This window comes from Bacillus sp. EB106-04-02-XG92 (genome assembly GCF_058791995.1).
Map to the genome: position 1 here is coordinate 81,670 of NZ_JBYTEA010000004.1, position 20,517 is coordinate 102,186.

A 20,517-nucleotide genomic window follows, 5' to 3' on the forward strand; every position below is an offset into this window, starting at 1 on the left:
TCATACTATTTTGATCATCTCTTTATTTTTTAAATCATATAAAAGCAAGAAGGGTTACTCTTAGTTCGTATTGAATTAAGAGAATAAGCTTCTCTTGAAATATTTGATTAATGGGACATTAAGGACTTTCCTAATTTTAAATGTTTTTTCTGCTATAATGAATGAGTAGAAAGAAAGGAATGATTCTATGGCATTTCCTATATTAGAAACTGAACGTTTGCGTTTAGTTGAAATAGAACAATCTTATTGTCAAAAAATATATGAAATCTTTTCATTAGATGAGGTAACATGTTATTACGGTATGAATTCTTTTACGGAGTTTGGACAAGCTTCACGTATGATTGAATCTTTTTCAAAAAATTATTTTGAGAAAAAGGCGATACGATGGGGGATTGTATTAAAAGAAACTAATACTTTAGTAGGTACAATTGGATTAAATAATTTACAACTATGGAGTAAACGATCTGAAATTGGATATGACTTACATCCTCGTTATTGGGGCAATGGTTATGCGTCAGAAGCGGCCGAGGAAATTATTCATTATGGATTTCAAGATTTAGGCTTATTTAGAATTGGAGCTATTACATACCCTGAAAATGTTACTTCTTGTAAAATGTTATCTAAAATAGGGTTTCATAAGGAAGGGCTATTACGTGGATATATTCATCAAGGAAATAAGCAACATGATGCACTGCTGTATTCTATAGTTCGAACGGATGTAGAAGAAATAAATTTATAACAAAAAACCCCTCTTATAAAAGAGGGGTTAAGTAAAAGTTAACCTAACTTAGGTAATAAACGTTCTCCGCTTTTCATGCTACTTTTACATAAAGGGCATTTAGGCTCTTCTTCAAATGAAAAGTTCTTTCTCATCCACCCTAAACAATCCTCTGCTTCACATTCCCAAACAGGGGTTTGTTCTGGTGGTACTTCTGCTACATCGTTCTTTCGATTGCGATACATGTAACCACTCCTTTTATGTAAAAAATTTTAGTTATATATTAAAAAGGTTGTTAACCGTGCTGGTAACAACCTTTTTATTGTTTGAATTATAGCTTTACAACGTTTTTAGCTTGAGGTCCACGGTTACCGTCTTCAACTTCGAAGCTAACTTCTTGACCTTCGTCAAGAGATTTGAAGCCGTCGCCAGTGATAGCTGAGAAGTGAACGAATACGTCGTTACCGCCTTCAACTTCGATGAAACCGAAACCTTTTTCGCTGTTAAACCATTTTACTTTACCTGTTAATGTCATGGTAATGCCTCCTAAAATTTAAAAAGATTACAATATGATCGGCCTTATTTGAATGAAAAATAAAAGTTCACATATTATCAAAAACCAATAAGTAGTACAAAATGTTCCTGATTGATACTTGATAATATGCAAAGAAAATATATTGTTAAATTGACCTTAATTACTATCTTACAACAAATGGTGGGAAATAGCAAGTGCTGGTAATACCAGTGAATAATCTTGGTGATAATAGTAAAACGCACAAAGTCATCTCTTTTATTTATATATTATTCCTAATTTGGGTTTATGCTAAACTAAGGACATTTTTATTAGGAATTTGTATTAGAAAAACGATATATAGTATTGATATATTTGTTAAGGAGGCGAGAATATTGCAATTTACTCAATTTAAAATAATTGAAGCCGCTAAAGAAGGAAGAAGAAAGGTTCATCCGGTATTCGCTGTCATACTTGCGATTGTATTTTTAACTTTAGGTGAATTGTTCATGTTATTTATACTGTTTTTACCGGAAGCAAAGACGGGCTTAATGAAGGCAATCTATAGTGATATTGAGATGATATTGACGTTTGGCGGAGCTATATTTTTTGTTTTTTTATGGATTAGATTTGTAGAGAAAAGATCAGTTTCATCCATTGGCTTTTGGAAAAACCAGTGGATTAGAAAATATTTGAGAGGTGCATTATTAGGTTTTATTTTCATTTCAATACCAGTCCTGCTCCTTCTATTAACAGGAAATGTACAATTACAAATGCAACAAATTACACCAACAGCTATACTTGGAATTACAGGATCTTTAGTTGCTTTTTTAATACAAGGTGCAACAGAAGAAATCGTTGTTAGAGGTTGGTTATTTCCAGTTCTTTCTGTTAGGAGCCGTATATGGATTGGGATTGTTGTTACTTCTTTTTTATTTGGTTTTCTTCATTTACTAAATCCAGGTATTACAATTCTTTCAATATCGAATATAATATTAGTTGGTGTATTTGCAGCTTTTTACGTTTTGAAAGACAGTAGTCTTTGGGGGATATGTGCATGGCATTCCATTTGGAATTGGGCACAATATAACGTATTTGGTTTTGCAGTTAGTGGAATGGCAATGTATTCTACACCACTTTTTAAACCTGTCACAAACGGATCGGAATTCCTTCATGGAGGTTCGTTCGGGATTGAGGGGAGTATCATAACGACAATATTGCTTTCGATCGCTTCAATTGTTTTATGGAGACAGTTATGGGGGAGAAAAGTGAAGCAAAGAGATTAACTTAATGAAAGTGGGAGAAATTATGGGGATTATAGCGTTTGAGGGAGCAAGTGCGGTTGGTAAGAGCACTACGTGTCGTGAGTTAGAAAAAAATTATGGTGCTTACATTATACCTGAAGTGAATGGATTATTTGAAAGACCAAAAAACGAACATAGAACATGGTATTTTGAAAAGCAAGTAGAGCGCTGGAAAATAGCAGTGCAGAAGTCAAAGCAATATGAATTAGTAATACTTGATGGCGATATTTATCAGCCACTTAGTTATAATTGGTGTTTCCATTTTGATATATTTGATCAGCCATTATCTTTAATAGAAAACTTTTATAAAGAAAAGCTGATCAATAAGGAAATTGGTTTTCCCGATCAATATTTTTATTTATATACAAATGATGAAGAACTGAGAAAGCGGAAAGAATCTGACGAGACAAAAAGAAGAAGAAACTTTGAAAAACATTTACATATATCAAAATCGTTTCAACGTTATTATGAAAATTTAAATACCGTTACAGACGGGTACTGCAAAATGATTGACGCGAAAAGTGTAAAATCGAATGAATTAGAAATTGTAAACAGTTTGAACTGTTTACATGTGTGTGAAGAGAGCCGTTTTGATGTTTCGAGGTTAGACGCGATTACGAAGTGGTTAAAAGAACAACGTGCATAAAAAAAACGACGAGCCCTTATAAGGTGCCCGTCGTTTTTTATGTATTATATATTGAATTTAAAATTTGTAAATTTGCTTTTTCATTTTTTTTAATAGCATTTGTATATTTAGCTAGAAAGAGCTGAGAAGGATAAACTGGTAGTTCACCACAAATATCGATACCATAGACGTTTTTATTCTTAATAAGAGAATGAATACATTTTAAAAGTGTAGAGAGTTCCATTTGTCCTTGATCCCAATTCGTAATAGTTACTTTTGAGTCTAAAACATCTTTATCGATGCTTACATATATAGTGTTTGTATGAATATGCGAAAGTATTGTATGTGTAGATAATTCGTTTGATGTATCTATTGGGAACACTTCAACGCATGAATAATCGTTGGAATGAATTGTTAAAGAAGAAGGTCCAATAATAATTACTTTCTTTAATTTCGGGTTATTTTGAAGAGCGAACGATACCCATGACCCGCAAGAAATAAGAGTATGTTCATTTTCTTCTTTTAAGTTCATGTCAGTGTGATGATCAAATAGAATAAGGGTAAATGGCTCATCTATTTCTTTTAGTAGTAAATAAGATACATAATGATAATTTCCAGAACCGATAAAAGTGACTCCTTTTTGCTTTCTACGGTTTAACTCCTGTTTTATCCGCAGTAAAGAAGGAGGCTCGCAATACAGGTTTGCGTGCTCTAAATGACTAAAATCAATATCTTCATGTGAATAAGAATGAAGTTTATTTTGTAATAAATATGTATCGTCAAAGTTTAAAAAAGTTAAACCACTATACAATAAACTCATATTTATTCATCTCCTTTATATGTAGGCTAGCATATATTTTTATAAATTTAAAACGAAATGCTTAGAGGTGGATTTGAAATAGATGGGTTATTTTTACAGAATAATCTTTCAATTTATAAAGAAAAGAAATATAATATGAGGAAATATGTATGTGTTTCAGGAAATAGAAACTATGTAATAAATGAAAATGAGACTTGAAATGGAATTGAGAAAAAAAGTAGATAAAGAATAACTATCAGCAAAAGCTCAGTTAATTCAACGAATAATTAATATTTCAAGTTATTATTTGTGAAAGGAGAATAAATGTAAGTATGAAAAAGATTATTATTTCAGATCTTGATGGGACTTTATTAAGAAGCGATAAAACAATTTCAGAGAAATCTATAAATATTTTAAGGGAATGTAAAAATAATGGAGACGAATTGATTTTTGCTACAGCAAGGCCGCCAAGAGCTGTAAAACAGTATATACCTAACGTGTTAAAGAGTGAAATTATAATTTGTTATAACGGGGCTTTAGTTCTTAAAGGTAAGGATATTTTATATGAAATGAAGATTTCTAAAAATAACATTTTAGAAATTATAGAAATAGCAAAAAAGTATAATCTTCATGAGATTTGTCTTGAAATAGGTGATAAGTTGTATTCAAATTTTGATGTTACTGATTATTTTGGTAATGTACCATGTGAAATTATGGATGTAAGAGATTTAGACTTTGAAAAAGCTTCTAAAGCAATTATTTGTACTAAAGGCTCAATAAACAACGAGTTTATTAAAGAATTGCCTCGTGAATGCAAGGCGGTAATTACAGATGACGGGACATTGTGTCAAATTATGCATGCAGAAGTTTCAAAATGGAATAGTATTCAACATGTTTTACAGCACTTAAATCGAGACGTATCTGAAGTAATTGCCTTTGGGGATGACTACAATGATATGGAAATGATAGAGAAATGTGGGGTTGGTGTAGCGATGAGCAACGCTGTTGAGGAATTAAAGGCAGTCGCTAAATTTATTGCTAAAAGTAACGATGAGGATGGAGTTGCTATATTTTTAGAAAGTGAAAGTTATGTTTATGTAAAATAGTATAAAAAAATAAATTGCGGTAGGTTGTGAAAAAAGAGATGCTATATCTGTTTTTGATAAACAGATATTATGAATGAGGCATGTGGGAGGAAACAAGTAAGATGAAAACATTATTTAAAATAATAGGTATTATAGCTGGTATGGCGATAATCGGCGTAGGTGTAACATATGGTATGCTATATTATTTGAATAATAGTAAACCAGCTGCGAAAAAGGCATCACCAGCAGCTCCGGCAGCCGAAGTACTAGCTGATAGTAATGTAAAAGCTGAAGATGCAAAGCTTTTAGAAAATGGCAATCATTCAATACCAAATAGCGGTTTTAATAAAAATTTCAAGTGGACAGATGAGAACATACAGACAGCATTACATGAAATGGCACATCAAAAAACGAAAGCTGATCAAAAGTGGGGTTATATTTTAATCACACAAGAGCGTATTGAAAGTTTACTTGAGATTATAAATAGTAATGATGTTGCACAAAAAAGTACATATGTGGATATTTTAGAACGATGGAAACAAGGGAAATATGAAAAAGTTGACGTGGATCACAATAAAATTTGGAAATTACAAAGCGGGAATTTAGGTGAAGGAAAAGGTGTAATGTCAGAAGCGGAACAAAAAGAGTTAATTAATCAACTGTTTATGCAAAAAGGTACATATTCAGGTAGTAAATTAATTGCAGGTGGGGGACAGGCTAATAAATAAGAGCTATGTTGAAACACCTTTGTCATTATAATGACAAAGGTGTTTTTGTTGACACAAGAAATAAATGGAAATATAATTCATATGTGAAATAAATTAGAGGGGCTTAAATATACATATGAATAACAGGGAGCTTTACGCAAATATTCGTGATGTTTATCATTTACTCCAAAAAAATCTAGATAGGGCAATTGAGCAATATGATATAAGTTACGTACAATTTGGAGTGATTCAGGTACTCGCAAAATCTGGGAAAGTATCTATGTCAAAGTTAATTGAAAACATGGGGTGTGTCCCAAGTAATATGACAACAATGATTCAACGGATGAAGCGTGATGGTTACGTTATGACAGAGAAGAATCCAAATGACCAACGTGAAACGCTCGTTTATTTAACTAAAAAAGGTGAAGAAATAAAAAAGCAAGTAGATGTGCAATATAGTGATTTTTTAAAAGAAAACTGTGGTTGTTTTACGAAAGAAGAAGAAGAGCATTTAGATGCTTTACTATTAAAGTGGAAGAAGCATTTGAATTAAATATAATAAAAATGTAACACGCTGTTACATTTTTATTTATATAAATACTTCATATATGAAATAAAAATCGATGCGGTAAAAAAAAGAAGAGGGGATAAAAATAAAGAATTATTTCATATATGAAATAAAGGGGGTATATATGGAGTTAAAGTGGATGATACGTATTTTGGCAACTGTAGCTTTTTTTGTTGGGTTAGATTCATTATTAGTGGCACCTCTATTACCAGCTATTACAGAAACAATTCGTATTCCTGATGGAAGTGGAGGGCTATTAATTACTAGTTATGCACTTTGTTATGGAATAACTGCACCTTTATTTGGACCAATGTCTGATAGAGTTGGAAGGAAACGAATGTTCTTTTTAGATGTATTAATAGTTAGGAAAACATAAATCTGGAAATAAAACTTGATATTCAGGGATTAATCGAAGATCAATAGTTGAGGTAGCAAAAGATATATATTTTTTTTCTAATTCATCAAGTGTTGCTAGGTGATGAGTACCTAAGCCATGCTGGATGCTATATTTAGAAAGAGTCGGACCAATTTGTAATTTTCGATTTTTCATAACTTTATTCCATGGGCTATAAAAGAATTTTAAAATAAAAGCAGGATACATGTAAACGATAAATGGATGAAACGACCAATGTCGCCCCACGGAATAGTTACCTTCCGAGTAATTGTGGAGGAATCTACCACCGTAGTAAGGGGCAGGTGGATTAGGGTGGATTATTATCCCATGATAACGCTGTTTGACTAGCGGAATACCGTATCTCGGATTGGTATAACCGTGAGAAGGTTCATCCACCATCAGAATAGTCCTAATGGAATACATGTTTTTTCCTAAAGTAGCAAGAGAAGAGAAAAAGGCTTCCTTATCAAAACAGCAAAGAAATTCAGTGGTATTTAAAACCATTTTCCATCCCGAAATTTCTTTTTCTATTTCCATTACTTCTTGATCAACTAATAAGGCATCAAACTCTAATACTTTTGAATCTCGGATTTCCCAACGAGGTGCAAATAATCTACATATTTCTACTGAACGATCAGTAGATCCTCGATTAATAAGGATACCGTGATTAAATAGTTTTGTGTGGTGCATTAACCACCAAGGGAGTAGATACTCTTCATTATAAAAATGAGAAATTACAGTTGTATTAATAAAAACACCTCCTTATAAAAGCAGCTAAAATATTTTTGTTTTATTTATAATATGAGCATTAAAACCCAAAAAGGAAATGTATAATACTTGTCTATATAAATATATGTTCAGTTCATAAAAGTGTGTAAAAAAACATTTACATAAAAACTTCACTTTGTAGAAAAGGGGAAAGGATATATGTAATTATTGGGAAAACGCAGTTAAAGAGTTCTTTAAGAGGAGAGAACTGGAACGAAATAAAAGAGCAGCTAGCAAAAGCTAACTGCTCCGTGAATAAGAAAAACAAAATGGTTATTCGTATTCAACCTTGGTGTATCTATAGTATTAAGATGTTTAAAAATTTTTAATAAAAAAGGGGAAAATGAGAGAAGTGTAAGGACCCTTTATATAAAGGGTCCTTTTGGTGATTTAATCTATTAATTGCACTCGTGGTAATATTCACCGCATGAATTGTTATTATCGTTACAGCAGATACAAAATGTTTTCTGAATAAATAAACTAACTACACTAGTAGGACCTTCCTGCTTTGTAAGAGTAAGACTTTGAAAATCTTCAACTTGAAATATTTTTGTTTGAACGGGTTGTAATGTAGTAGTAATTGGTATGCTAGATCTTCTTGTTAGAATAGTTACTTGAACGGGTGCACTCATACCGACAATGAATAACTGAATTAATGTTTTATTGTGATTGTTGGTGAAATCTTCAAATACTGTTTGTGGAGTGGTATTTAGGAGGTCAATAGATATAGGTATATTTCCATTTAAATTTTCTCCTGAACCACTAATTGTATGGGTCTCAACAAAACAGTTATTTTTTTGATGGTCCGAATGCGGTTGGTTTTTATAATACTTTTTACCATCTTTATAAAAGTAATCAGCCATATGAATTTAAAGCTCCCTTCTTTTAGATGTCTATATACTCTATTTAATAAAGCGAAGTAGTGCTTGTACAACATAATAAAATCCGCTCTCGTAATTACTTGAAAATGTTATTTGAAAATTAAAGAGCGCCTTTGGAGGAAGGCGCTTTATGACCAAGGCTTATTTAGACAAAAGGTTTCACATCATATTGTATGTATGGTTTTTAGAGAGGTACAGTTTTATAAAAAGATTTGTATTTCGTAACAAGAGAAAAGAGCACCATATAAGTGCTCTTTTTGAGAGTGAGTATAAATACCAATTATCCTATACTAGTATATGAACTGTATTATGTAGTTGCTACTAAAATGAATTTCAGTTTTCAAAATTAGAGGTTTCTTTTAATGAAACCTCTAAAAAGATAACTAAATTTACGTTATTGTAAATTCGATTGCGATAGGAGTTCCTCCATCTAGGACAGCTCCTCCTACAATAGTAGCAGCTGTAGTAGTCACACCAGTAATAGTATCACCTGTTTGAATAACACCATTAATATAAAGCGTTAAAAAAGCATAAGAAGCAGGGAATGTTGTTACAGCACCAGTGTCATCAGTGAAGTCTGTGTTAGCAAAAGTTAAATCCGCTCCAGCAGCAGTCCCTGTAGCAGCTGTACTTACAAACCGTCTTCCAGCTATAAAAGGCTTAACGATAGGCATTTATGTTCACCTCTTTTTGAGAATAAACTCAGACAATTTTTTTGAAAGGCTTGTCCTGTATTTTATTCTATGTTGTGCTTCTTTTAAAAGAGACGGCTTGTATACTAGTAAAAAAGTATAATTCTTATGAGTTTGATTTCTTAATGTGGTCATCATTAGTATTAGACAACGTAATTAAAATAACATGTGTTTGTGTGGGGACAGCAATTATCTACGCTACTTTAAAATCGAGAAAAACAGAAACAAAGACAACTAATTATAGTGTGACTGTTAATGCTCCTAATTTAAGTAAAGAAAGAACAGAACAACTCGCTAAAAATGTAGTAGATAATATGAAGAAGGGAGTAAATAAATATTATTGTAGGCGCTGCCATGAACTTGGTTAGCGTTTTTTTGTTGTTAAGGAAAGATAACGGGAAAATAAAAAAGAGAGCTAATGCCCTCTTTTTTTAGTGGTACGGTAATTAATCGCAGATTGGTATTCCAAGCACTCTTAAAGCTAATGCTACTTGAAGAGAAATCTCTAATCTAGCAATTTCGATACCAGCTACTGAAAGAACTAATAAAGGTTGTCCGTTTACAAACACAACGCAACTATCCATGGTTACGCCTCCTTTCTAACAATCTACTATAATATATGAAAGAAACGTTAATATGTAATAGTTGAACTGATGAGTTTAATAGAATTAATAGATTAACCTAACCTATTTAAAACAAACAAAAGAACTCAACGAATGGAAAAAGCAAGAATGAAATGATTCCTGCTAGATGGTGATATAAGATGGATAATCCGATAGTGCTAATAAACTCTGGTGAAATGTAAAAATCTAATTTAAATCCGTTTAGTGTCTTGATTTTTAGTTTCATGATTTCTCTCCTGTAAATTTAGTTTTACATTGCTATATACAGACCAAAAGGAAAGTGGTAACAAATAAACGAGAAATATTTTTAAAATAAGATTCATTTAGTGATTAGAGTAAGGAATGAAATCATGGAAATATAAAATTCAAACGTGAGGTGGCAGGTGAAATGTAGATGGGGAGACAGCGTAGTCCAGACTGTGATAAATCATTTAAAATATAAAAAGCAAGCAATGGTGAGAAGGCACTTGTTGAGATTGCAAAGGAATTAAACCTGAAGCCATCTCAAATTAGAAAGTGGAGATCGCAAGATAAATGGGAAGAACAATTAAAAGGTAACGTTACTATTGCGAAAAGTAGCATTACTCATGTTAAAAATCCTGAGACAAAAGCCAAGAAGAGCTGACGGGAAAAGATCACATGCTGAAAGATATTAATATACTTGGTAAACATGCGACAAGTGGATGGACAGGTACAGAGATTCTTATGGAAGCTACAACACCAATGTCTTACAACGATAACATAAAATGCAACAACATTACGATTACAAGCTTGAAGAAGGGAATCCATTTACGAGTAGATCCAAAAATAATAAAAGAAGCTGATATGGCTTAGGTAAATGCGAACTGCTTCCATCAAATTACGCTTATGAACTTTGAATACGGTTTGTATTTAGATTGTCACCCGAACTACGTAATGTGGGTCTACCGGTTGATACAAGTCTTGCGGTCCCCCCCTTACGCTAAACAACTGCCGAGGTGGAATTGTAAATGTTACTGATCCAATAAACGAGTTTACGCCTTCAGGCTCACAATAGATACATCCTCCGTTACCATCCCCACTGCGTACTTCATCATCTGAACCGCCGTTATCATTGTTAATTAACTCCCCACAAAGATATCCTTATAAAGGATATACATTGGCCTCGCAAGTATCTTGATAATTTTGTACCGATATAGTTAGAGTTTGAGGCTTGTCTGTTTGATTAAGTGCAAAAACTAGAATAAAATCAGTATCAGCATTACAGTATAAGGGCCGGATGTATACGCTTGGTAGCGAGGTGCATAATGACAATCACAGTCGCATTTTTTCGCTTTTTACGATAACACTTATTTGAACGGTTGTAATAATAGTTTGACATATTAATTACGCACCTCCTTTTTAGTAAATGCTATTCGAAAGGTAGGAGGGGGCTTGGATAATAGAGTATAGTTATTTAAGAAAGAAATAGAAAAGACCATCCCATTTAGAGACAGTCTTTTTAATTATTATAATCTAGTATTTATCAGTTCATAGGACATGTTCTTTGCCTATAAGCTGGCACTGAAAAATTTAACAATGTTTCTTTTTACAATGACAACAAATAAAGAAACATTTACAACGACACTTATTTCGCTTAAACTTCCAATCATTATCACAATGGTGTTTATCTTTAGATTTCCACCAATCGTCATCACAATGATGCTTATCTTTAGATTTCCACCAATCGTCATTACAATTGTGCTTATCTTTAGATTTCCACCAATCATCACAACAATGATTTTTCTTAGAACTCCAGCAATCAATATTCCAGGACATTTTTTATACCTCCCTTCGATTAGGGTTCATATTATTCTATGTTTTAGTAAAAAGAACGCTTGTTTATTAACCTATTATTATATTTTTATATAATAGAGAGCTTTCTACTAGATATAGAATTCATACAAGCTATGCTAATTTTTAAGAGGTAGTGGAGAGAACTACTAGTTCCGGTATTGATCAACAAATACTAGTTGAAGAAAAATATTCTCATTTTAAATAATATCTTATCTTTGAGTACGCTTTTTGGATGTATATTTCACAATAGCGAAGGAAAAACATATTATATAAATGCAAATGAAGCCTATGTGTATGTGAAGTAAAAACAAGCCGTCCTATTGGACGGCTTGTTTAGTTTGTATCTAAATTCATCATGTTAATAAGAGCACCCCCATCAATTAACTCGATGTTCTTATTAGCTGCATATTTCCTTGTATTTTTATTGAAATTACTCAGTGTAACGAAATTTTCTCAAACAGCATAAGCATCAACAATGGCACCATGGAGTTTCTGGATAGCAGGTCTTCAAATCGCTCCCTGTGTATGTCTTTTCACTTCAACAAATTTAGTTTCTCTTCCTTGACTAAATACAGAGAAAAGAAACTGGAAGAGTTAGCAGCTAAATATGATGTTTTTGTGAGAGCGTATGTATTGGAGGGAATATAAAAAAGTGCTAACTAGTTTGCAAACGAACTTGCTAACACCTATTCGAAATAGACATAGATTATCGCTGATATGTCGTCTTTGAAAATAGTTTTAATTAATGAAATCACACTTATACGAAAAACTCATAAAAACAGCCTTTATATAAGTAGTATTAAAGAAAATGTGAGTTGATATTCTTCAAAGGATTTCAAAGCAGGTTTTCTTTCATATTATTTTATACTTTTATTACCTTTAATAGTGAAAGAAACGACTGTACTACAGGTGAAATCCATCTAGATTTATGATAGATTACATGGCTTTGAATAACTGCTGGCGTTTCGATAGGCTGAAAACAGAGTTGTTCTTTTTCGCAACTTTCTTGTACAACGATGTAAGGAAGAATTGAAATTCCTAATTCACACATGACAGATTGTTTAATGACTTCAACGTTGGAAGTTTCAAATGTTTTAGCTGGAACATTTCCGCTTTGCCGTAAAAAACGATCTACCATCGGTCTATAGCCGCAGCTTTGTTCTGTAAAGATAAACTGGGTATCGTTTAGTAAACAAAATGGATTAGAGTGTGTTGAGTAATGTGTAGGTAAAATCCATCCAAATGCTTCATTACAAAAAGTACGCGTAATAAAATCATTATGTTCCATGCTTTCCCCAATTATGAAAATAACATCTGATTCTCCTTCACGTAGCTTATTCATTGCTTGTTCGTTTGTAGTAGTTTCCAGTATGATATTTACTTTCGGATTCTCTTGTTTGTACATACGTAATAATTGTGGTAATCGGTACACTGCTAATGATTCGTTAGATGTAATACTTAATGTTCCCTCTAAATTATCACTATTTTGAGGGATCTCTTGTGCTTTTTCATAAATAGCTAGTAATTCTAGAGCATAGGGATGAAATTGATGACCTGCTTTTGTAAGAAGTATTTTTTTCCCTAATCGATCAAAAAGAGGGAGGTGTAAATCGTTTTCTAATGCTTTCATATGCGCTGTTACAGTAGATTGCGCATAACCTAACGCCTGAGCAGCTTTAGAAAAGCTACCATACTTAACGATGGCACAAAAAGTTTTAACATGTCTCATTTCCATAAGTGATCCCTCTTTTATTATCATGATTTGTGAATGATTATATCACGTATTTCAATTTTCCAAATGGTTAAATTCTCTATAAAATAAAATTATAGAAATATTCATTTAAGTTATATTGGAGGAGAAATGATGATCGAAAAGGGCTATCATGTAGCTGTAGTTGGTGCTACAGGTGCAGTTGGACAGAAAATTATTGAACTGTTAGAGAAAGAAACTAATTTTAATATAGTTGAAGTTACATTACTTTCGTCAAAACGATCAGCTGGTAAGGTAATGCAGTTTCAAGGACGAGAGATAATAATACAAGAGGCAAAAGCAACTAGCTTTGAAGGAGTAGATATTGCCTTTTTTAGTGCAGGAGGAGAAGTTTCAAAACGATTTGTTAATCATGCAGTGTCTAGTGGTGCAATCGTAATTGATAACACGAGTGAATACCGAATGGTTCACGATGTACCGCTCGTTGTTCCAGAAGTAAATGCGCACACTTTAAAGGAGCATAACGGTATCATTGCAGTTCCGAATTGTTCAGCATTACAGATGGTGACAGCTCTTCAGCCAATACGAAAATCATTTGGTTTAGAACGAATTATCGTTTCAACGTATCAAGCTGTATCAGGATCAGGAATTCATGCGATTCAGGAGTTAAAAGAACAGGCTAAGTCAATGCTTGCAGGTGAAGAAGTGGAGAGTACTATATTGCCCGCGAAAAAAGACAAAAAACACTATCCAATTGCGTTTAATGTAATGCCACAAGTAGATATATTTACAGATAATGATTATACATTTGAAGAAGTAAAAATGATTCAAGAAACGAAGAAAATTTTGGAGGATCAAAATTTGAAAATGGCAGCAACTTGTGTGCGTGTTCCAGTTGTTTCAGGACATTCAGAATCTGTTTATATTGAGCTTGAAAAAGAAGCGACCGTTGCAGAAATAAGAGAAGTACTGCTAGATGCACCAGGTGTTATATTACAAGATAATCCTAATGAACAGCTGTATCCAATGCCGTTATATGCAGAAGGGAAAATAGACACATTTGTCGGGAGAATTAGAAAAGATCCTGATACGCCAAAAGGGTTCCATCTTTGGATTGTTTCCGATAATTTATTAAAAGGTGCTGCTTGGAACTCAGTTCAAATTGCAGAAACGTTGGTGGAGGAAGGGATTATTTAGTATAGAATTAAACAAGTACTATAAGAACTAGGAAACTATAGATTCCTAGTTCTTACTTTTGTGAGAATTTAATATAAATTAGTTTTTATAGTGTTTTTGTAAATATCTACTTTATTCGCGGGAAATATTAACGTTTTAGATTCTTCATTAATAGTAAGAATTATATGGATTGTTACAGGTAGATTAAGTTTTTTTACTACATCTTCTAAAGCAATATACTCATCTTCTGTTTCATTATAGTAAACAACAGATCTAATTAATACCTCTTCATGTTCTATATCAATTTCGCACATCATAGGGAATTTTTCATCATTATGTAAGAGTAATTCGCTTAGTACTATTGAACGGTTTAGCTCTTCTGTAAAGTTAGTAGTTGCCGCTGGTTTCACCCATGTTTCATCATATTCTTCTTCATCTATTGCCCATTCCCATATGGGGTTTTGTTTCAAATCTTCAATTGTTAGTTCATCAATCGGTTTGCAATTGCTCATAAATATGTTCTCCTTTTGTACTGTAAAATAATTTTTTATTACAATAATTAATTGATTACTTATAAGTGGACTCAATATAGAATTTTGCTCATTTAATATTAAACTACTTTATTTTGAAATAAAGCTACGGTAATAGTAACAAGTGTCTAGATTTCTATCAAATAATTATTAGAAGAGATTTTTAAATGGGATGGTGTTAAGGGGGATAGTAAAAAACATCAAGAATGAATAAAATCCATTTGGTATGATATGGATATAATCAATGCGAGGGGGAAATGTGATGTATGAAGTAAAGGGGTATTTTTCATCATTAAAAGGAAGTTATTATGATATCGGAAAGCAACAAGGAGAGTTTGTGAAAAATCATCCGTATCTTATTCCGCAATTCATACAACAAGAACATATAGTATCAGATAACTATTGGATAGAATCTAGAAATATATTACATCAATATTGTCCTGGAATTAATGAAGAAATTGAAGGTTTTTGTGAAGTATTGAAAATTCCTGCTAAACATATGATGTATTATTATCAAACATTATTAAAAGCAGGATGTAGTCATTGTGTCGTGTTACCTAAAAAAACAGATTCAAAGCACACATATGTACTAAGAAATTATGATTTGTCTCCAAAAGTAGATGATATGCGTTTTTGCTCGACGCATGTTGAAGGTGCATATGTGCATAGTGGCTTTTCTACTCAATATTTTGGCCGAACAGAAGGAGTTAACGAGCGTGGGTTATCTGTTACATTTTCAGCATGCGGTCAGCCAGTAGGAAATATTGAAGGTTTACGAAAGCCAGCGGTAAGTGGTTTACAATGTTTTGCAGTAATTCGAGTATTATTGGAGAAATGTAAAAATGTGCAGGAGGCGAAATTACTAATAGATGAAATGCCAATTGCAAGTAATATTAATCTAATTGTGGCGGATTCTCTAGACGCAGCGCGTATTGAAATATTTGATGGGTATAAATCCATAACCACAATTGATGAGGAAAGTCATGATTTTATCGTATCAACAAACCATGCGATTAGTTTACCTATTCAAAAATTGAATAATAGAAGATTAGAACAATCAACAAACAGATATCACACATTGTATGAATATTTAAATGAAAATGAACTAGTGAGTATGGAGTCTTTAAAAGGATTAGTAGAAAAAGAGTATCCTACTGGGCTGACAGTACACAATTATGAAGAATGGTTTGGAACTTTACATTCTGTCTTATTTGATTTACATAATCGTACAATGAATATTTGTTTTGGATCTCCACTTTTTAACGACTGGTACTCATTGAAAGTTGGAGAACGTCTTCCGTTTTCTAAGGTGAATGTGAACTTAAAAAATAAAACGTATGCCGACTTTTGGAGGGAAGAACGTTATTAATTGATTCCAAAAAGAGCAATGGGTAATATGGTAATAGCGAGGCCTACATACGGGAGGGAATGCCATTGCTAAAAGTTATGTTACCGATTGTTCTTATCTTATTTGTTACCGTTTCAATGTATATTACTTATGAAAAAAGAAAAAAAGCAGGGGTAAAAGGATTGAAGAGTGCGTTAACTTCAATTTGTTTCTTTACACTAGCAATCTTGAATTTGTTTGCATATTGGTTTAACTTTGGCGGGATTTTTATTTGGTTCATTTCAATTGTTTTATTGCTAGTTGGAGCATATTTTACGAAATATATTTCAATATCTAAAAAGGTACATTGAAATTTATCCTGCTTTAATGGGCAGTAAGACCCCCACCTCAAAATGCAGCGAAAGCAAAGAATTTAGGTGGGGGGCGGGCTGCCCATTAAAGTCCGATTGGTGAGGGCTAATAATCAGTAGGGGATGAAGAAAACCCCCACTAATTAAAGTTTCACTTTATGCGAATGTTAATATAATATTATATTTTGTTTTGAAAAGAGATGATTCTACTAAGTCGTTGTGAAACGGGTTTATAGGATAATCTCTTTTGTTCGTTTAGCTTTGTAAAGAATGTACCGTTCTTTTTAGTTGCTCAATAAACTCTCGAGTTGCAGCACACATATATTTATCTTTTCTATAAATAAGCCCTATTTCTATTGTTGGAGTAGGATTTTCTATTTTAATAGCTCGAATGTTTTTATTTTGTAAAAAGTCTATATAAGGTTTTGGTAACACTGTAATTCCCATTCCTTTCGAAACCATTTGGATTAAAGATTCCATCATACTAATTTCTAAAATTGGTTTTGGTTTAAAGTTGAATTTTTGACAATGAGATGTAAATAGTTCGGTTAAAAAGAAATTTTTAGGTAAAAGAATGAAAGGGTAGTTCTGTAATTCAGCAATAGATACATGATTACGTTCAGCTAATCGATGACCAGTTGGTACGACTAATGTAAGTTCACTTTTGTATAGAGGGATAGAAATAATCTCCTTATCTTGCAATGGGAGAAATGTAATTCCAATGTCTAGTTCATTTTGCAATAATTTTTCACGAATATCTCCGGTGCGAAGCCCTAATACAGAAAGTTCTATATTGGGATATAAATGATTGAAATTTAAAATAGCTGGTGGTAGTAAGTAATTTACGACGGTTAACAAAGAACCAATTGTTAAGGTACCTTGCTGTAATCCGTTTAAATCTTGAATAGCAGAACGAGCTTGTTCGATTTCATGAAAAATGGTTTTACTATGTAATAATAAAATCCTTCCGGCATCAGTTAAAGATATTTTTTTACCAATGCGATCGAAAAGAGGCACTCCTACTTCATGTTCTAATGCACGTATTTGCTGACTGAGAGAAGGTTGTGAAATATTTAGTTTCTCAGCTGCTTTTGTGAAATGCAATTCTTTTGAAACAGCTAAAAAATATTCAAGTTGTCGTAATTCGATTGGAATCACCTCAAGTTTAATGATAGGTTATACCTATCATTATTATATAAATAATTGGATTGAACAATGATTTTCCGAGTTTTATAATCAACTTTATATTACGGAGGTAATAGTGAAAACGAAATTGAGAGTGAAAAGTCATGTTACACCTTTAAAGGAGGAAATATAATGGATAATGAATATCAATTATTATCTTTAAATATAGGGTTGCCAAAAGAGGTTATATACGGCGGAAAGGTAATTCATACAGGTATAAATAAAAAACAAGTAAAGGAACCGGTGTTTTTATCCTTTGTGAAATTTAATGGGGATGGCCAGGCGGATTTGTTTCATCATGGCGGAGTAGATAAAGCAGTGTGCGTATATTCGGCGGAACATTATGACTACTGGGAAAAAGAGCTGAATCAAGGTCTTGTATATGGAGCATTCGGAGAAAATATAACAATTAGTGATATGCGTGAAGAGGATGTTTGCATTGGTGATACATTTCAAATTGGAGAAGCGATTGTACAAGTAACGCAGCCAAGACAACCTTGTTTTAAATTAGCAAAGAAATATAATACTCCAAAGTTACCATTATATTTTCAAGAAACAGGATATACAGGGTTTTATTTTCGTGTATTAGAAGAAGGTTGGGTATCACCTGTTGATACATTAAAGTTAATAAAGCTTGATCCGAAAGGTGTTACAGTAGCATTTGCTAATCGTATTATGCATAAGGAAAAACAAAATATAGAAGGGCTAAAAAGGGTCTTAGAAGTACGTGCGCTTTCTACAAGTTGGAGAAATACATTTGAAAAGCGAATGAGGGGGGAAGAAATTAATACGAAGGAGAGACTAGAAGGGAAAAAATAATAAAAAATCTTTTTTATAAATGGTGTATTTCTATGAGTAAAAACGAAGTAGAAAGCACTATTTTTATATAATAAACTTATTAATATTCAATAATCTTAATATTGTTTTATTCGACTTATTTTCGAATAGTCAAAACATAAAATTAATTAGACTCTTTTTTTATATTTTATGATAGTATATTGATTGGTAAGACCTATTACATTAAGAGCAGGTCATATAACTAAATCTAATTTGATGCAATTAACGTATGGAGGGACAACATGGGGAATGTTGAAATTTTTGAAAAACTTCTTTTAGCAGAACCGAAAAGAGAGCAGTTATTTCCTTTATTTGAAGAAGTGTTTGGAATTACAATTCAAACATTGAATGATTTTTCAGAGAGAGGTTATTGGGATGATACATACAAAGCCTTATCATTTTTACATGACGATGAAGCGATTGCGAATGTTGCGGTATTTTCGCTACCATTGCTAGTAAATGGTGAAAGAATAAATGCAGCGGGCATTCAATCGGTAATGACTCACCCTAATTTTCGTAGACAAGGACTTATGACGCAATTAATAAGTAAAATGATAGAAGAAATCGATAAGAAATGTGAATGTACATTATTGTTTACGGAAAAACCTGAACTATATGCATCATTTGGGTTTAAAGTTGTGCAGGAGTATTTAATGACTATTCTATATGATAAAAAGAATAATAATGATTCCTTACTTAGAAAATTAGATTATTATAGGGAAGAGGATAGAAAGTTAATACATGAAACTATTGATAGTAGCCAAAGAATTTCAAATAATTTTTCAACATTAAACTTCCATCCTTCGTTTTATTTGAATATGTATGATTCGGAATGGAATGAGAAATTGTATTATTCAGAGAAACTAGATGCTCTAATTGTATATGAAGTAGATAATGAAAAGTTGAAATTATATGGAGTATTTGCACCAGTAATTCCAGTTTTAGATGAAATATGCGGGGAAATCGCCGAAAGATTTACAGAAATCGAATTTTACTTTTCTCCAGATCAATTAGGGATTGAGGATGTACAGTTTACAGAATTACAGTCAAGTAAGTATTTAATGGCTCGAAGTAATAAAGAGTTAGATTTTAAAGGATATAAATTCCCAGTATTAGCGGAGTTTTAAAGGTTTGTATAAAGGCTTTATTATGGAGGAACTATGAATATATCATATATACCTAAACATGTTGAGCAGCTCACTATAATGAATGTCCCTGAATATTATAAAATTAATGACAATCAGGCGTTTATTGTCCGTTCGAAAGCAGAAACAGATTTTTGGCTTAAAACACATTATGGTTTTGAAGTAATGAATGGTCATGTATTTTATAATGAAATGATGACAGACTTTCAAGCTGAAGTACAATTGTGTATGAATCCAAATTCAAAATACGATCAAGCAGGTCTTTTTGTTATGATTTCGGAAAAGTGTTGGTTGAAAACTTCATTAGAGTATATTCCTGATGGCCCTTCTCATTTAGGAGCAGTCGTAACGAATAATGGATATTCTGATTGGTCAACACAAGACTTTCCAACAGAATTAGCTAACGAGCAACTTCGTTTTCGAATTGTTCGTAAACGTGGCGATTATATAATATATGTAAAAAACAGCTGTCAATGGGAACAAATAAGAATCGCTCATTTGATGGAGGATATAGGGAATGCACCTGTTAAAATAGGTTTTTACACGTGTAGTCCTTCTAAAAACAATGGATTTGAGACTGAGTTTTTAGATTTTACAATTGAAGAGATATAGATGAAAAACCGTATTCTTTCTACTTAAGAATACGGTTTTTCTATTTGCGTAGTATAAAGCACATTTATTGACCAGAAAGTCATAAATGCTTATCATTTAATAATGTTAAATATTAATTTACATAATATAATAG

At 32.4% G+C, this 20,517-nt stretch carries 24 protein-coding genes and 4 pseudogenes; 16 read left to right on the forward strand and 12 right to left on the reverse strand.

Annotated elements, in window-relative coordinates:
- The first annotated feature begins 187 nt into the window (after window positions 1–187).
- Entirely contained in the window at window positions 188–739 is a 552-nt protein-coding gene (locus AC3WVA_RS11805; protein WP_048529068.1) for a GNAT family N-acetyltransferase, read from the forward strand.
- 38 nt (window positions 740–777) lie between these two features.
- Here the strand turns inward: AC3WVA_RS11805 and AC3WVA_RS11810 are convergent, their stop codons facing one another.
- Window positions 778–963: a cold-shock protein gene (locus AC3WVA_RS11810; protein WP_000286198.1), complete on the reverse strand. Its 186-nt coding sequence runs from the start codon at window positions 961–963 to the stop codon at window positions 778–780.
- 86 nt (window positions 964–1,049) lie between these two features.
- Complete coding sequence (cspD, locus tag AC3WVA_RS11815) at window positions 1,050–1,253, reverse strand: cold-shock protein CspD (RefSeq protein ID WP_000176368.1); 204 nt, start codon at window positions 1,251–1,253, stop codon at window positions 1,050–1,052.
- A 371-nt stretch (window positions 1,254–1,624) separates the two neighbouring features.
- Here cspD and AC3WVA_RS11820 point away from each other — a divergent pair, with 371 nt between their 5' ends.
- Window positions 1,625–2,515 (forward strand): CPBP family intramembrane glutamic endopeptidase, encoded by an 891-nt coding sequence (locus AC3WVA_RS11820; protein WP_098345670.1) that lies wholly within the window; start codon window positions 1,625–1,627, stop codon window positions 2,513–2,515.
- A 4-nt stretch (window positions 2,516–2,519) separates the two neighbouring features.
- A complete protein-coding gene (locus AC3WVA_RS11825) occupies window positions 2,520–3,179 on the forward strand; it encodes a nucleoside/nucleotide kinase family protein (protein ID WP_141539650.1) in 660 nt (219 codons plus the stop codon).
- A 37-nt stretch (window positions 3,180–3,216) separates the two neighbouring features.
- Here the strand turns inward: AC3WVA_RS11825 and AC3WVA_RS11830 are convergent, their stop codons facing one another.
- A complete protein-coding gene (locus tag AC3WVA_RS11830; protein WP_071759371.1) occupies window positions 3,217–3,978 on the reverse strand; it encodes an arginase family protein in 762 nt (253 codons plus the stop codon).
- Between the two features lie 311 nt (window positions 3,979–4,289).
- Between AC3WVA_RS11830 and AC3WVA_RS11835 the strand changes: the two genes are divergently transcribed.
- The 4 genes and pseudogenes from AC3WVA_RS11835 to AC3WVA_RS11850 form a co-directional block, all read left to right on the forward strand.
- Entirely contained in the window at window positions 4,290–5,063 is a 774-nt protein-coding gene (locus tag AC3WVA_RS11835; protein ID WP_098345671.1) for an HAD family hydrolase, read from the forward strand.
- A gap of 101 nt (window positions 5,064–5,164) precedes the next feature.
- Window positions 5,165–5,770, forward strand: coding sequence for a PRK06770 family protein (locus tag AC3WVA_RS11840; RefSeq protein WP_098345672.1), 606 nt, complete (start codon window positions 5,165–5,167; stop codon window positions 5,768–5,770).
- Between the two features lie 115 nt (window positions 5,771–5,885).
- Window positions 5,886–6,302 carry a MarR family winged helix-turn-helix transcriptional regulator gene (locus tag AC3WVA_RS11845; protein WP_048529079.1) on the forward strand — a complete coding sequence of 139 codons (417 nt, stop codon included), beginning with the start codon at window positions 5,886–5,888 and terminating at the stop codon, window positions 6,300–6,302.
- A 139-nt stretch (window positions 6,303–6,441) separates the two neighbouring features.
- A pseudogene (locus AC3WVA_RS11850) lies at window positions 6,442–6,678 on the forward strand (MFS transporter); the annotation flags it as partial.
- Here the strand turns inward: AC3WVA_RS11850 and AC3WVA_RS11855 are convergent.
- From AC3WVA_RS11855 to AC3WVA_RS11875, 5 genes are all read right to left on the reverse strand, one after another.
- The gene (locus AC3WVA_RS11855; protein ID WP_492321926.1) at window positions 6,673–7,401 is read right to left on the reverse strand and encodes a glycosyltransferase family 2 protein; all 729 of its coding nucleotides are present in this window, start codon (window positions 7,399–7,401) and stop codon (window positions 6,673–6,675) included. The pseudogene AC3WVA_RS11850 and the gene AC3WVA_RS11855 sit on opposite strands and share 6 nt — an antisense overlap.
- Window positions 7,402–7,877: 476 nt before the next feature.
- Entirely contained in the window at window positions 7,878–8,342 is a 465-nt protein-coding gene (locus AC3WVA_RS11860) for an exosporium protein D (RefSeq protein WP_071757827.1), read from the reverse strand.
- A gap of 407 nt (window positions 8,343–8,749) precedes the next feature.
- Window positions 8,750–9,034, reverse strand: a complete 285-nt coding sequence (locus tag AC3WVA_RS11865; RefSeq protein WP_001123247.1) for a DUF4183 domain-containing protein — start codon at window positions 9,032–9,034, stop codon at window positions 8,750–8,752.
- Window positions 9,035–9,498: 464 nt separating this feature from the next.
- Window positions 9,499–9,636, reverse strand: a complete 138-nt coding sequence (locus AC3WVA_RS11870) for a DUF3956 domain-containing protein (protein WP_048529087.1) — start codon at window positions 9,634–9,636, stop codon at window positions 9,499–9,501.
- A 106-nt stretch (window positions 9,637–9,742) separates the two neighbouring features.
- Complete coding sequence (locus AC3WVA_RS11875) at window positions 9,743–9,901, reverse strand: hypothetical protein (protein ID WP_180235633.1); 159 nt, start codon at window positions 9,899–9,901, stop codon at window positions 9,743–9,745.
- 168 nt (window positions 9,902–10,069) lie between these two features.
- On the opposite strand from AC3WVA_RS11875, the pseudogene AC3WVA_RS11880 reads away from it, so the two are divergent.
- Together AC3WVA_RS11880 and AC3WVA_RS11885 are read left to right on the forward strand one after the other, a co-directional pair.
- Window positions 10,070–10,291, forward strand: a pseudogene (locus AC3WVA_RS11880) (phage terminase small subunit-related protein); the annotation flags it as partial.
- Between the two features lie 23 nt (window positions 10,292–10,314).
- Complete coding sequence (locus AC3WVA_RS11885) at window positions 10,315–10,509, forward strand: hypothetical protein (RefSeq protein ID WP_048529091.1); 195 nt, start codon at window positions 10,315–10,317, stop codon at window positions 10,507–10,509.
- 1,314 nt (window positions 10,510–11,823) lie between these two features.
- Here AC3WVA_RS11885 and AC3WVA_RS11890 read toward each other — a convergent pair.
- A pseudogene (locus AC3WVA_RS11890) lies at window positions 11,824–12,045 on the reverse strand (restriction endonuclease); the annotation flags it as partial.
- Here AC3WVA_RS11890 and AC3WVA_RS11895 point away from each other — a divergent pair.
- A pseudogene (locus tag AC3WVA_RS11895) lies at window positions 12,043–12,138 on the forward strand (replication-relaxation family protein); the annotation flags it as partial. The pseudogenes AC3WVA_RS11890 and AC3WVA_RS11895 sit on opposite strands and share 3 nt — an antisense overlap.
- Window positions 12,139–12,352: 214 nt before the next feature.
- Here the strand turns inward: AC3WVA_RS11895 and AC3WVA_RS11900 are convergent.
- Entirely contained in the window at window positions 12,353–13,225 is an 873-nt protein-coding gene (locus tag AC3WVA_RS11900; protein WP_098345675.1) for a LysR family transcriptional regulator, read from the reverse strand.
- Between the two features lie 129 nt (window positions 13,226–13,354).
- On the opposite strand from AC3WVA_RS11900, the gene AC3WVA_RS11905 reads away from it, so the two are divergent.
- Window positions 13,355–14,398, forward strand: a complete 1,044-nt coding sequence (locus tag AC3WVA_RS11905) for an aspartate-semialdehyde dehydrogenase (protein WP_098345676.1) — start codon at window positions 13,355–13,357, stop codon at window positions 14,396–14,398.
- Between the two features lie 68 nt (window positions 14,399–14,466).
- Here the strand turns inward: AC3WVA_RS11905 and AC3WVA_RS11910 are convergent, their stop codons facing one another.
- Window positions 14,467–14,889: a hypothetical protein gene (locus AC3WVA_RS11910; RefSeq protein ID WP_492321927.1), complete on the reverse strand. Its 423-nt coding sequence runs from the start codon at window positions 14,887–14,889 to the stop codon at window positions 14,467–14,469.
- 280 nt (window positions 14,890–15,169) lie between these two features.
- On the opposite strand from AC3WVA_RS11910, the gene AC3WVA_RS11915 reads away from it, so the two are divergent.
- Window positions 15,170–16,276 carry a C45 family autoproteolytic acyltransferase/hydrolase gene (locus AC3WVA_RS11915; protein WP_098880962.1) on the forward strand — a complete coding sequence of 369 codons (1,107 nt, stop codon included), beginning with the start codon at window positions 15,170–15,172 and terminating at the stop codon, window positions 16,274–16,276.
- Window positions 16,277–16,341: 65 nt separating this feature from the next.
- Window positions 16,342–16,605 (forward strand): hypothetical protein, encoded by a 264-nt coding sequence (locus tag AC3WVA_RS11920; RefSeq protein WP_141539524.1) that lies wholly within the window; start codon window positions 16,342–16,344, stop codon window positions 16,603–16,605.
- Between the two features lie 255 nt (window positions 16,606–16,860).
- Here the strand turns inward: AC3WVA_RS11920 and AC3WVA_RS11925 are convergent, their stop codons facing one another.
- On the reverse strand, window positions 16,861–17,763 hold the full coding sequence (locus AC3WVA_RS11925) for a LysR family transcriptional regulator (RefSeq protein WP_098345680.1): 903 nt from the start codon (window positions 17,761–17,763) through the stop codon (window positions 16,861–16,863).
- Between the two features lie 159 nt (window positions 17,764–17,922).
- Between AC3WVA_RS11925 and AC3WVA_RS11930 the strand changes: the two genes are divergently transcribed.
- From AC3WVA_RS11930 to AC3WVA_RS11940, 3 genes are all read left to right on the forward strand, one after another.
- Entirely contained in the window at window positions 17,923–18,609 is a 687-nt protein-coding gene (locus AC3WVA_RS11930) for an MOSC domain-containing protein (RefSeq protein ID WP_098880961.1), read from the forward strand.
- Window positions 18,610–18,869: 260 nt separating this feature from the next.
- Entirely contained in the window at window positions 18,870–19,754 is an 885-nt protein-coding gene (locus AC3WVA_RS11935; RefSeq protein ID WP_492321928.1) for a GNAT family N-acetyltransferase, read from the forward strand.
- A 33-nt stretch (window positions 19,755–19,787) separates the two neighbouring features.
- Entirely contained in the window at window positions 19,788–20,384 is a 597-nt protein-coding gene (locus tag AC3WVA_RS11940; protein ID WP_048529112.1) for a DUF1349 domain-containing protein, read from the forward strand.
- The last annotated feature ends 133 nt before the right edge of the window (window positions 20,385–20,517 follow it).